The organism is Acidobacteriota bacterium, assembly GCA_020853395.1.
GTDB lineage: Bacteria > Acidobacteriota > Vicinamibacteria > Vicinamibacterales > SCN-69-37 > JADYYY01.
The window spans coordinates 1-12082 of sequence record JADYYY010000003.1 but is presented as its reverse complement, the minus strand read 5'-3'; the positions used below and the strand labels follow the sequence as shown (position 1 = coordinate 12082).

General features: G+C 69.0%; 10 protein-coding genes. 5 read left to right on the top strand and 5 right to left on the bottom strand.

Going from position 1 to position 12082, the window contains the following annotated elements; translation table 11 throughout:
• Positions 1-108 precede the first annotated feature (108 nt).
• From IT184_02880 to IT184_02865, 4 genes are all read right to left on the bottom strand, one after another.
• Positions 109-549 carry a hypothetical protein gene (locus IT184_02880; protein ID MCC7007737.1) on the bottom strand — a complete coding sequence of 147 codons (441 nt, stop codon included), beginning with the start codon at positions 547-549 and terminating at the stop codon, positions 109-111.
• Between the two features lie 136 nt (positions 550-685).
• Positions 686-2122 (bottom strand): sigma-54-dependent Fis family transcriptional regulator, encoded by a 1437-nt coding sequence (locus IT184_02875; protein ID MCC7007736.1) that lies wholly within the window; start codon positions 2120-2122, stop codon positions 686-688.
• Positions 2119-2742, bottom strand: coding sequence for a hypothetical protein (locus IT184_02870; protein MCC7007735.1), 624 nt, complete (start codon positions 2740-2742; stop codon positions 2119-2121). Before IT184_02870 ends, IT184_02875 begins: the two co-directional genes overlap by 4 nt.
• Positions 2743-3089: 347 nt before the next feature.
• A complete protein-coding gene (locus IT184_02865; protein MCC7007734.1) occupies positions 3090-3650 on the bottom strand; it encodes a UpxY family transcription antiterminator in 561 nt (186 codons plus the stop codon).
• A 180-nt stretch (positions 3651-3830) separates the two neighbouring features.
• Here IT184_02865 and IT184_02860 point away from each other — a divergent pair, with 180 nt between their 5' ends.
• Genes IT184_02860 through IT184_02840 form a run of 5 tightly spaced genes read left to right on the top strand, consistent with a single transcriptional unit; the run spans position 3831 to position 11223 of the window.
• On the top strand, positions 3831-4184 hold the full coding sequence (locus tag IT184_02860; GenBank protein MCC7007733.1) for a MerR family transcriptional regulator: 354 nt from the start codon (positions 3831-3833) through the stop codon (positions 4182-4184).
• Between the two features lie 22 nt (positions 4185-4206).
• Positions 4207-5181, top strand: coding sequence for a DnaJ domain-containing protein (locus tag IT184_02855; GenBank protein MCC7007732.1), 975 nt, complete (start codon positions 4207-4209; stop codon positions 5179-5181).
• 38 nt (positions 5182-5219) lie between these two features.
• Positions 5220-7823 carry an ATP-dependent chaperone ClpB gene (clpB, locus tag IT184_02850; protein MCC7007731.1) on the top strand — a complete coding sequence of 868 codons (2604 nt, stop codon included), beginning with the start codon at positions 5220-5222 and terminating at the stop codon, positions 7821-7823.
• On the top strand, positions 7820-9718 hold the full coding sequence (ftsH, locus tag IT184_02845; protein MCC7007730.1) for an ATP-dependent zinc metalloprotease FtsH: 1899 nt from the start codon (positions 7820-7822) through the stop codon (positions 9716-9718). The genes clpB and ftsH overlap by 4 nt, the downstream gene beginning before the upstream one ends.
• A 41-nt stretch (positions 9719-9759) precedes the next feature.
• On the top strand, positions 9760-11223 hold the full coding sequence (locus IT184_02840; GenBank protein ID MCC7007729.1) for a hypothetical protein: 1464 nt from the start codon (positions 9760-9762) through the stop codon (positions 11221-11223).
• A gap of 7 nt (positions 11224-11230) precedes the next feature.
• Here IT184_02840 and rho read toward each other — a convergent pair.
• Positions 11231-12082: transcription termination factor Rho (gene rho, locus IT184_02835; protein MCC7007728.1), on the bottom strand; the 852-nt coding region annotated here is incomplete at its 5' end.

Genomic DNA, 12082 nt, shown 5'->3' with positions numbered 1-12082 from the left:
TCTTTCGAGGTCACCGCCGGATTCGAGGTCCGGCACGGCGGAACGTGGCAGGGCGAACGACACCAGCCGCGGGCCGTGGGCCCGCGGCTGCCGTGCACGAGAACCTGTCTACTGGCTCGAGCTCTGGACCGTTGCCGCCAACAACGCCGCGCCGGCGGCACTGGCCAGCAGCCACGCCATCGGGTTCTTGCCGCAGTCGATGTTGACGTCGGTCCGGCTGGTCGCCTGCGCCGTCAGCGCGAACGGCCCCTCGGTGCAGATCACCTTGTTGGCCTTGGCGTCGAACAGCTCGACCAAGTAGGGCTGCGAGAGCGCAAGACCGCTGAAACTGAATTGCCCCTGCGCGTCGAGCGCGCCGGTCCTGAGAATGGCGCGGGAATCCGCGCTGCGCAGGCGGACGCTGTAGTCCGAGTACGGCGCCTTCGCCTTGTCGGTGGCGGTGCCGCCGATCACACCCGCGTTCTGGGCCGACTGCGCCACGAGCGGGCCGGCAGCCCCGGCCGCGAGGGCAACGGCCAGCATCAACGTCAACGTTCGTTTGATCGCCATGTGTCCTGTCGTTTCCGGTCGTCCCGCAGGAACGATCCGCAAGGCCATCATCGAGGACCGCACGAGTGGAGTCAAGCGCGCGCGCGGCGCGCGCCGCAAATTACTGTGGCGCGGGTGATACACGACGCCGCGCTGGTCACAGACTTGTCTTCCGCGGCGCCAGCAGCGTCCTCGCGACCTTGAGCTGGCGTACCTTTCTGTAAAGATTCGTCCGCTGGATCCCGAGGGCCCGCGCGGCCTCGCCCACCCTGCCGTGGTGCTTGATCAGCACCGAGCTGATCCACTCGCGTTCGAAGCGCTGCCGCGCGTCCCGAAGCGTGCCACCGGTCTCGACGCGCGCCGTGAGCCCGTCGAGGCGCACGTGCTCCAGCAGATCCTCGAGCTGGATCACCGGCTTGGCGAGCGAGGCGACGACAGCCGACAGCAGCGCCATGAGCTCGGGACCGTTGCCGGGCCATGGAAGCGCCGCCAGCGTCACGAGCGCCGCGCGGCTGAACGCCTTCGGCGCGACGCCCTGGCGCTCACACAGCTCGTGCAGCATCCACGTCGCGACGAGCGGGACGTCCTCGCGCCGGCGGCGGAACGGCGGCACCTCGATCTGCGTCTGCGCAAGCCGTTCGAACAGGTCGCGGCGCACGCGCTCGTCGGCCTCGCGATCGGGCCCGGCGTCCATCGACGCCATGGGGCGAAGGTCAATCTCGACGAGCGTGCGCTCGTCGTGCAGCGTCGCTTCCCGATCGCGCAGAAGTCGCGCGAGCCTGGCTTGGACGCGGGACGGCGCCTCGACGACGTGCTGCAGGAACAGCGTGCCGCTGCTGGCCCGATAGACGGCGCCGGTCTTGCTGATGCGCTCCGTCGCGCGGCGCTCCGGCCCGGAGGGTCGCCGATCGGCGAGGCCGAAGAGCCTCATCTCCAGTTCGGCGAGCGACCCGGCACGGCAGTCGACGGCCACGAAGGGCTGCCCAGCCCGCTCGCTGCGGTTGTGGAGGACGCGGGCCACGAGGGATCGGCCCGTGCCGGGCTCGCCGAGAATCACGACGCCGCGCGCGCCCGGAGCGGACGCGCGAACCTGCTCGACGGTCGCGCGCATCGCCGAGGAGTTCGCGACCACCACGTCTCTGGCCGGAGGAATCGGCGGATCGCCCGTCGAAAGGCCGACGCTCGCGCGGTCGAGCGCGTTGGCCACGACGGCCCCGAGATCGTGCGCATCGAGCGGCAACGCGAGCAGGTCGCTCACGCCGGCACGAACGGCGTCGGCCGCCACGAGCGGCCGCGCCGGATCCATCAGCGCCGCGATCGGCAGGTGCGGTACCTGCGCACGCAGCGCCCTGATGACGCCGATGCCGTGGCGTTCGTCCGCGAGGTGGACGATCGCGACCACGATGTCCGGACGGCGGATGGCACGAACGGCCGCGCCGGGATCCATGACGATCTCGATCGGCAACCCGCAGGTGCCGAGCAGCTCGCCCAACGCTCCCGACTCGTGGGGCGCCTGCACGTAGAGCACGGTGCCGCTGCCGCCCGCGCGCCGCGCTCCCATGTCCGTCGTCGTCGTGGTCGTCGCCAGACTCACGGGCGAGGCTCCTCCATGGGCTCGAAATGCCCGTCACCGCGACGGTCGCGCTCGATCCGGATGACGTCGCCGGTCGGCCCATAGATGAGCCTGCGGTCGGCAACGCCCTTGCCCGAAAGGTCGAGTTCCACGCGGCTCAGATCGCCCCGCGTGTAGAACTCCCACTTGTCCATGCGTCCGTCGAGGTCGGTGTCCTCTTCGACCCGCTGCAGGATGCCGCGATCGTAGTGCTCGCGCCGGGTGCGCGGAGCATCGGGCCGGGACGCTTCCTCGGCGCGAAGGATCACCGCCCACCGATCGAACTTGTTGGCCGCGGCACCCGCGCCGGATGTCCCTGGGCCGTAGTACTCCCACCGGTCCGGCAGGCCATCGCCGTCGCGATCGATCTCGATGTCTTTCAGCGCGGTGCCGTCGAGGTGCGCGGTCGCGTCGAGCGTGCCGTTTCCGTCGGTGTCGGCCTTGAGCTGCTCGAGCCGGCCCGTCTGGCGGTTGTACACGGACTCCGTCTTGATCGCGTCGTTCGCGGCAGCCGACGGAGACTGACAGCCCGCCGCGCCCACACCGAGGCAAAGCAGGCCGGCGAACGAGGCCGGAGCCAGGCAGCCGTGAATCGAACGCATGATCTCGTTGCTCAGTTGATGTTGCGCAGTTGCTCAGGAGCCTGGCCGGAGGCCTGAACGCGTCCGGCTCGTCGCGGCGGTTGGCAAGCGCGGGCGTCGGGCCGGCCTCAGATACAGCTTCGCCCCGTCACTTACAGCGAGGTGAAGGAGAAGGCGATCGCCCTACGACACGATGACCGTCGCTCGGCGATGAGCGACCGAGTGCAGTCCGGATGCCAGGAGATGGTCCTCCGGCCCTGAAGGAACGTCAGGGTATCGGGGAGGCCCATCGGTGTCAATAGCCATACAGCCGTGACGGATCCGATACGGACTCGACAGTCTCGGAATCGGCCGATGGAGAGGATTCTTCAGGCCGCGCGCACGTCGGCCGCATCCACCTCGACGCTGACCGCCTGCCCCACGAGGTCGACGTTCAGCACGAGGCGGGCGCGCGCACCCTTGCGGTCGAGCCGGCCAGTGACGCCACGCAACGGCCCGCTGACGACCTCGACGACGTCGCCTTCGTGGATGAGGGGACAGGGATCGTACTTGAGGTCGCTCGTGACGAGCGATCGGATGCTCTCGACCTGGGCCGCGGGCACCGGGGCCGGCCGGCCCTCGAACGACACCAGCCTCACGACGCCGGCACACTTCAGCACCGGCAGGGTGTGGCGAGGGTCGACCCGCACGAAGCAGTAGCCGGGAAACAGCGGAAAATCGATCCGCTTCTTGCGATCCTTCCAGCGGCTCCAGCGGGCAATCGTGGGCAGGAACGCCTCGAGGCCTTTCCGCTCGAGCTGGATCAGGACTCGCGCTTCGTGCCGCGAGCGGGTCCACACTGCAAACCAGGGCACGTCGTCGTCCGGCGGGAGCGGCCGGGGCGATGCGAGCGCCAGGGGTCGTGAATCGAGCAGTACCGGGGGAGCCATGAGAATCCGAGGCGCAACGCCTGTATCAATTTATCGACGCTCCCAACGGTAGCGTTAAGCCGGGCTGGGGCGAAGACAAATCGGAAGCCAGGCACAGTTGCCATGACCCGTATCAATGTCTACACTTGAGTTGTGGCACGGGGAAAACGAGCACGTCCGCCGGCCGACACGCCGATCGAGATGTACTTGATCAGCAGCGCCGCCGAACTGCTGCAGATGCACCCGCAGACGCTTCGCAAGTACGAACGCCTGGGCCTGGTGCAGCCGCTCCGCACGCTGGGGAGCATGCGGGTCTACCGCCGCGACGAGCTGGAACGGCTGCGGCTGATCAAGGCGCTCGTGGACGACGCGGGCGTCAACCTGGCTGGCGTGCGGCGCCTGCTCTCGATTGCCGACGTGGCGCACCGGCTCCGTCCGCTCGTCGCCGAAACGCGGCAGGACTCGCTGCGCGATCTGCACGACCGGCTCGCACGCGAGCTCGACGAGCTGTTTCGCATCCTGGGGCTGGAGGACGCGTCGAGTTCCACGCCGTAGAACACGGCCGCGACGACACACTATGGAGTTCAGGGATTACTACGCGACGCTCGGCGTCGGCAAGACCGCCTCGGATGCGGAAATCAAGCGGGCGTACCGCAAGCTGGCCCGCAAGTACCATCCGGACTTGAATCCCGGCGACAAGGTCGCCGAGGCGAAGTTCAAGGAGGTCAACGAAGCCAACGAAGTGCTCGGCGATCCGGAGAAGCGCCGCAAGTACGACGAGCTCGGCGCGAACTGGCGCGCCTACGAGCAAGCGCCGCCGCCGCCGAACGCCGGCGGCTGGTCCGGCCCGTTCGGCGGCGGCGACCACGGAGCGGGCGCGAGCTATCGCACCATGACGCCGGAAGAGATGGCCGAGCTCTTCGGCAACCAGGATCCGTTCTCGGATTTCTTTCACACGTTCTTCGGCGGCGCTCAGGCCGGGCAGGCCGAACCGGGCCGGCGCGGCCGCGGTGCGCGATCGGCGCGCGGGCGTGACGTCGAGTCCACGGTCGACCTGACGCTCGAGGAGGCCTTCAGCGGTGCGACGCGGCGGATCTCCATCCGCCAGGACGGTCACTCGCGGACGGTGGACGTGCGCATCCCCGCCGGGGCGAAGGACGGCGCGCGCGTCCGGGCGGCGGGCGAAGGCGGCGCCGCACCGCCCGGCGGCGCGGCGGGCGATCTATTCCTGACGGTACGCGTGCTTCCCCACCCGCGGTTCGAACGGCGGGGCCAGGATCTCTACACGCGCATCCCGGTGCCGATCACGACGGCCGCGCTCGGCGGCGAGGTCGAGGTGCCGACGATCGCGAGCAGCACGCTGCGGCTCAAAGTGCCCGAACTGACCGGATCCGGCCGGGTGTTCCGCCTACGCGGCCACGGCATGCCGACCGTCGGCAGCCCGGCCGAGCGCGGCGATCTCTACGCCACCGTCGACGTCGTCGTTCCGACGCGGCTCACGAACGAGCAGCGCCGCCACTACGAGGCGCTGCGCAAGCTGGAACAGGGCTGAGCGGCTCGATCGCCCTCCGGGCTGAGGACCTAGTCGTCATGAATCTGAATCGGTACACGGAAAAAGCACAGGAAGCCATTTCGGCCGGGCAGCAGCTCGCGGACCGCGCAGGGCACCCGGAACTTCTGCCGGAGCACATTCTGCTCGCGTTGCTGCAGCAGCGCGAAGGCGTCGTTCCGGCCGTGCTCGGCAAGATGAACGTCAACGTGGCGGGGCTCACGGCGGCCGTGCAGGGGCTGCTCGATCGGATGCCGCGCGTGCAGGGCGGCGCACAGCCCGCGTTGTCGAGCCGGCTTCGACAAGTGCTGACCGCGGCGGAACAGGAAGCCGAGCGTCTCAAAGACGAGTACACGAGCACGGAGCACGTGTTTCTCGCCCTCGCGGCCGAAGGCGGGCGCGCGCCGGCGGCTGCGGCGCTCAAGGACGCGGGCGTCACGAAGGACGCGATCTTCACGGCGCTCACGGCCGTGCGCGGCTCGCAGCGCGTGACGGATCAGAATCCGGAAGGCAAGTACCAGGCCCTCGAGCGCTACGGACGCGACCTGACCGACGTCGCGCGCAAGGGCAAGCTCGATCCGGTGGTGGGCCGCGACGACGAGATCCGCCGCGTGATTCAGGTGCTCGCGCGCCGGACGAAGAACAACCCCGTCCTCATCGGCGAACCGGGCGTCGGCAAGACGGCCATCGTCGAAGGGCTGGCCCAGCGGATCGTGCGCGGCGACGTCCCCGAGGGGCTGCGCAACAAGCGCATCGTGGCGCTCGACATGGGGGCGCTCGTCGCCGGCGCGAAGTACCGTGGCGAGTTCGAGGAGCGGCTCAAGGCCGTGCTCAAGGAGATTGCGGACGCGCAGGGCCAGGTCGTCCTCTTCATCGACGAGCTGCACACGGTCGTCGGCGCTGGCGCGGCGGAAGGCTCGATCGACGCCTCCAACCTGCTGAAGCCGATGCTCGCCCGCGGCGAGCTGCACACGATCGGCGCGACGACGCTCGACGAGTACCGGAAGTACATCGAGAAGGACGCCGCGCTCGAACGCCGGTTCCAGCCCGTGCTCGTGAGCGAGCCGAGCGTGGAGGACACGATCAGCATCCTGCGCGGCCTGCGCGAGCGGTACGAGATCCACCACGGGGTGAAGATCAAGGACGCGGCCCTCGTGGCCGCGGCCGTCCTGTCGAACCGCTACATCGCCGACCGGTTCCTGCCCGACAAGGCGATCGATCTCGTGGACGAGGCCGCGTCGCGGCTGCGCATGGAGATCGACTCGATGCCCGCCGAGCTCGACGAGGTCGAGCGGCGCATCATGCAGCTCGAGATCGAACGCGAGGCGCTGCGCAAGGAGTCGGACGCCGCGTCCAAGGAGCGCCTGGCGCGGCTCGAGAAGGAGCTGGCGGAGTTCAAGGAAACACGGGGCCGTCTCGCCGCGCAGTGGCAGCACGAGAAGGCGTCCATTCAGGGGGTGCGCACGCAGAAGGAAGAGCTCGACCAGTTGCGGCTGGAGGTCGAACGCGCGCAGCGCGCCGGCGACTACGCCAAAGCCTCGGAGCTCCAGTACGGGCGCATCCCGCAGCTCGAACGGCAGATCGCCGAGCACGAGCAGGCGGCAGCCACCGGCGCCGCTGGCGCGCCGCGGATGCTCAAGGAGCAGGTGGACGAGGAGGACATCGCCGAGGTCGTGTCACGCTGGACGCACATTCCCGTGAGCCGGCTGATGGAAGGCGAGGTGCAGAAGCTGCTCCACATGGAGGAGCGGCTGCACCAGCGTGTGATCGGGCAGGACGTCGCGGTCACGGCGATCGCCAACGCCATCCGTCGCGCCCGCGCCGGCCTGCAGGATCCGAACCGCCCGCTCGGCAGCTTCATCTTCCTCGGGCCGACCGGCGTCGGCAAGACGGAGCTCGCGCGCGCGCTCGCGGCATTCCTGTTCGACGACGAACAGGCGCTGATCCGGATCGACATGTCGGAGTACCAGGAGAAGCACACGGTGTCGCGCCTGATCGGCGCGCCGCCCGGTTACGTCGGCTACGAGGAAGCCGGACAGCTCACCGAAGCCGTCCGCCGGCGGCCGTATGCCGTCGTGCTCTTCGACGAGATCGAGAAGGCGCATCCCGAAGTGCTCAACGTGATGCTCCAACTGCTCGACGACGGCCGCCTGACCGACGGCAAGGGCCGGACGGTGGACTTCAAGAACACGGTCGTGATCATGACGTCCAACGTCGGCAGCCATCTCATCGCGGAGCGCGCGCTCCGTGGCGACGGCGAGGTCGACGAGGGCACGCGGCAGCAACTGCTCGACGCGCTGCGCCAGCACTTCCGGCCGGAGTTCCTGAACCGGATCGACGACGTGATCTTCTTCCATGCGCTGCGGAAGGCGGACATCCGCCGGATCATCGACGTCCAACTCTCGTCGCTGATGAAGCGGCTGGAGGATCGCAAGCTCCGGCTCGAGCTGAGCGACGCCGCGCGCGATCTCATCATCGAGGAGGGCTACGATCCCGTCTACGGCGCGCGCCCGTTGAAGCGGACGCTGCAGCGGCGGCTGCTCGATCCGCTGGCGTTGCGCGTCCTGCAGGGCGATTTCCGGGAGGGTGATCTCGTGCGCGCCGACGCGCGGAACGGCGAGATAATACTGGAAGCCGCGTCATGACGTCCAAGAACCCCGCCAAGCCCCCGCGACGAGGACCGTTCGGCCGGCCGCTGTCGCCGATCTGGTTCGGCGCGGCGTTCGTCGCCGTGCTGCTGATCGCGAACCTGGCGACCACGCTGCTGCGCCGCGGAGAAACGCTGGAGTACTACCAGTTCAAGACGCTGCTCGAGGAAGGCCGGCTCGCCGACGTCCGCATCACCAAGGACGCGATTCGCGGCACCTACCAGAATCCGGACGGCACGCAGACGTCGTTCACGACCGTCCGCGTCGAGGATCCGAATCTGACCGAGCAGCTCCAGGAGAGGCGGGTGCGATACTCGGGCGAGGTGCAGAGCGAATGGGTCGCCGAGCTGCTGAGCTGGCTCTTCCCCATCCTGCTGGTCGTCGCGCTCTGGACGTTCTTCTTCCGGCGCATGGGCGGTGCCGAGGGGGGCATCATGTCGTTCGCGCGGAGCCGCGCGAAGGTCTACGTGGACGACGACGTGAAGGTGAGCTTCTCCGATGTGGCGGGCGTCGACGAAGCCGCCCAAGAGCTGCGCGAGATCGTCGAGTTCCTGAAGAACCCGAGCAAATACACGGCCATCGGCGGCCGGATCCCGAAGGGCGTCCTGCTCGTCGGCCCGCCAGGCACCGGCAAGACGCTGCTCGCGCGCGCGGTCGCCGGCGAAGCGAAGGTGCCGTTCTTCATCCTGAGCGGCTCGGAATTCGTGGAGATGTTCGTCGGCGTCGGCGCCGCGCGCGTCCGCGATCTCTTCCGCCAGGCCGATCAGAAAGCTCCCTGCATCGTCTTCATCGACGAGCTGGACGCGCTCGGCAAGGTGCGGCAGCAGTCCCCGATGGGCGGACACGAAGAGCGCGAGCAGACGCTCAACCAGTTGCTGGCCGAGATGGACGGCTTCGATTCGAAGAAGGGCGTCATCATCATGGCGGCGACCAATCGCCCCGAGGTGCTCGACCCGGCGCTGCTCCGCCCAGGCCGCTTCGATCGGCAGGTGCTCGTCGACAAGCCGGACATCAAGGGGCGCGAAGCGATCCTCCGCATCCACGCGCGGGAGGTGAAGCTCGCCGAGTCGGTGGATTTCGGCCACATCGCCATCCGCACGGCCGGCTTCTCGGGCGCCGACCTCGCCAACCTGGTGAACGAAGCCGCGCTGCTCGCCGCGCGCCGCGACAAGACGGCCGTCGACCGCCATGACTTCGACGAGGCGATCGAGCGCGTCGTCGCGGGGCTCGAGAAGAAGCGGGCGATGAGCCCGCGGATGCGGCGCATCATCGCCTATCACGAGGTGGGACACGCGCTCGTCGGCACGCTGCTGCCGGGCATGGATCCGGTGCACAAGGTGTCGATCGTCGGCCGCGGATTCGGCGCGCTCGGCTACACGATGCACCTGCCGACCGAAGACCGCTACCTTCGCACCAAGGCCGAGCTGCGGAACGAGCTGGCCGTCCTGCTCGGCGGCCGCACGGCCGAGATCATCATCTTCGGCGAAGTGTCGACCGGCGATCAGAACGATCTGCTCCGTGCCACCGACATCGCGCGCGCGATGGTGACCGAGCTCGGCATGAGCGACGCGGTCGGCCCGGTGAACCACGAGGGCCGTCGCCGGAGCAGCTTCCTGGAAACGCCCTTCATGCCGGAGCGCGGCGTGTACGCCGAAGACACGGCGCGCGTGATCGACGCCGAGGTGAAGCGGTTGATTACCGAAGCCGAGCAAACGGCCCACCGGCTGCTGACAACGCACCGAACGTCGCTCGACGCCGTCGCCGAACGGTTGCTCGACAAAGAAGTCATCGAAGGCGACGAACTGCGCGCGCTGCTCGAGAGCGCGGCGGTCGTGCCGCCGGCCGGCGAGCCCGCCCAGACGGCCGACTACGCGGAAGGCCACGTGAGTTGAGCTTCCGCGTCCTCGACCGATGACCTCGACACCGGCCTGACGTGCCGCCGCGGGGCGCCGCTCTGATCGGACGCGATGCGCGGCCCTGGCGGGCGTCGTTCGCGCTCGGCGTCGCACTCTGTGCGGCGTATTGCGCGCTCGCGGCAGCCAGCACGTGGCCGCTCATCGATGGCGACGGCCCGGCGTACTTTCCGGCAGCGGTCGAGTGGAGCCGAGGACGCGGCCTGATCAACCCGGTCTGGCTTCCGCCGCTCAACGATACGATCGACGGTCCTGGCGGACGCCGACTCATCTACCACGGCTTCACCTATGCGCTCGTCGCCGGCACCGTGGGCCGCTGGCTCGGCGGCGGCCCGATCGCGACCGTCTGGGCCGCGTACCTGATTCACCTGCTCGCCGCCGTCGTCGGCGCGCTCGCCCTGCTCATGGCCGCGGACATCCGTCCCGCCACGGCGCGCATCCTCGGGCTGGCGGCGCCGATCGCGATGCTCGCCTGCTCGCTGGCGACACACGGCCGCCCCGAACCGCTCGCGCTGGTGCTCGTCAGCGCCGCGGTGCTCGTGTGGCGCATACGCCCCGGCCCCACCGGCGCCGCGGCGGCTGGTGCGGCCGCCGCCCTCCTGCTCGTCACCAGCCCGGCGTGCGGTGCCCTCGCCCTGCCGCTGCTCGTCGCGGCCGTCCTGACATCGCGCCGCACGGGATCGATCGCGCGCGACGGTGCCGCAGCAGCTCTCGGATGGGCCGCCGGCGCCGCAATCGCCGTGATCGCATATCCCTATCCGATCGCGGATTGGATCGCAGGAGTCAGGCGCCATGCCGCCATCAACTTCAGCTTGCCGCTCGGTCAGGGCATCCTGACGACGTGGGTGACGGCGGCCGAATTGCCGCTGCTGGGGTTGACGATGGTGCTGCTGGCCGGCGGCGCGCTGAACATCGTGGTTCAGCGTCTCGCCTCGCTGTCGATGTCGCGGCGCGTCGTTGCAGCCGCGAGCGTCACGCTGTTCGCCGCTGGCCTGGCGCGGACCGCGCTCCTGAAATCCGAGGCCTCCTACAACGCGATCGTCTGGATGCCGCTGCTCGCCGCGCTCGCGCTCTCGGCGCCGCGACGCCGCGTCGGGGAACTGGTGCTCCTGCTGGCGCTCATGCCGCCGGTCGCGGGCGCCGTCCGGACCGCGGCACTGCTGGCCGGCCAGTACAGATCGACGGCCGTGACGTACGACGACGTCCGTCGCAGGCTGCGGGCGCTTCCAGCCGACGAGCTGTCCATCTCGGGAGGGCTGTGGCTCGCCGCGGACGACTCGGCCGCCGTCGGGATCATCGGGAGAGATCCGCTCCGGCGGTTCGTGGTGCAGCAGCAGGCCAAGACCGGCCAGCAGCAGCCTGGAGCCCTGGCCGGCTACGCGCTGCAGGAGGATCGGTTCGGGCCAGGCAGCTCGCTCTGGAGACTCCCGGTCGCGAGGACGCCCGGCGGCTGGGAATTCGCGCTCTACCTGCGAGTCCCCTGATCCCCCGCTATCCCATCTTCTGCATCGCCGCGAGGAACTCGCTGTTGCTCTTCGTCTTGCTCATCTTGTCGAGCAGCAGCTCCATCGCCTCGACCGGCGACAGCGGCGTGAGCACCTTGCGGAGCACCCAGATGCGGTTGAGGTCGTCCTTCGGGATGAGCAGCTCTTCCTTGCGGGTGCCGCTCTTGATGATGTCGATGGCCGGGAACACGCGCTTGTCCACCAGCTTGCGATCGAGGTGGATCTCCATGTTGCCCGTGCCCTTGAACTCTTCGAAGATCACGTCGTCCATGCGCGAGCCGGTGTCGATGAGCGCCGTCGCCATGATGGTCACCGAACCGCCCTCTTCGATGTTGCGGGCCGCGCCGAAGAAGCGCTTCGGCTTCTGAAGGGCGTTCGAATCGAGACCGCCTGACAGGACCTTGCCCGACGGCGGCGCCACGGTGTTGTAGGCACGAGCAAGACGCGTGATCGAGTCCAGAAGAATCACGACATCCTTCTTGTGCTCGACGAGGCGCTTCGCCTTCTCGATAACCATCTCGGCCACCTGCACGTGACGCTGCGCCGGCTCGTCGAACGTGGACGAGATGACCTCGCCGCGCACCGACCGCTGCATGTCCGTCACTTCTTCAGGGCGCTCGTCGATCAGGAGGACGATGAGATACACCTCCGGGTGATTGGTCGTGATCGACTGCGCGATGCTCTGCAGAAGCATCGTCTTGCCCGTCCGCGGCGGCGCCACGATGAGGCCGCGCTGCCCCTTGCCGATGGGCGTCAGCAGGTCCATGGCGCGCGTGGTCAGCGGTTCGCGGTCGGTGTCCAGGATGATCGGGTCGTGGGGATCGATGGGAGTGAGAGC

Excerpts from the sequence above, each read along its gene's own strand:
- IT184_02880 (MCC7007737.1), bottom strand. The coding sequence starts at position 549 with ATGGCGATCAAACGAACGTTGACGTTGATGCTGGCCGTTGCCCTCGCG.
- IT184_02870 (MCC7007735.1), bottom strand. The coding sequence starts at position 2,742 with ATGCGTTCGATTCACGGCTGCCTGGCTCCGGCCTCGTTCGCCGGCCTG.
- IT184_02865 (MCC7007734.1), bottom strand. The coding sequence starts at position 3,650 with ATGGCTCCCCCGGTACTGCTCGATTCACGACCCCTGGCGCTCGCATCG.
- IT184_02860 (MCC7007733.1), top strand. The coding sequence starts at position 3,831 with ATGTACTTGATCAGCAGCGCCGCCGAACTGCTGCAGATGCACCCGCAG.
- IT184_02855 (MCC7007732.1), top strand. The coding sequence starts at position 4,207 with ATGGAGTTCAGGGATTACTACGCGACGCTCGGCGTCGGCAAGACCGCC.
- clpB (MCC7007731.1), top strand. The coding sequence starts at position 5,220 with ATGAATCTGAATCGGTACACGGAAAAAGCACAGGAAGCCATTTCGGCC.
- ftsH (MCC7007730.1), top strand. The coding sequence starts at position 7,820 with ATGACGTCCAAGAACCCCGCCAAGCCCCCGCGACGAGGACCGTTCGGC.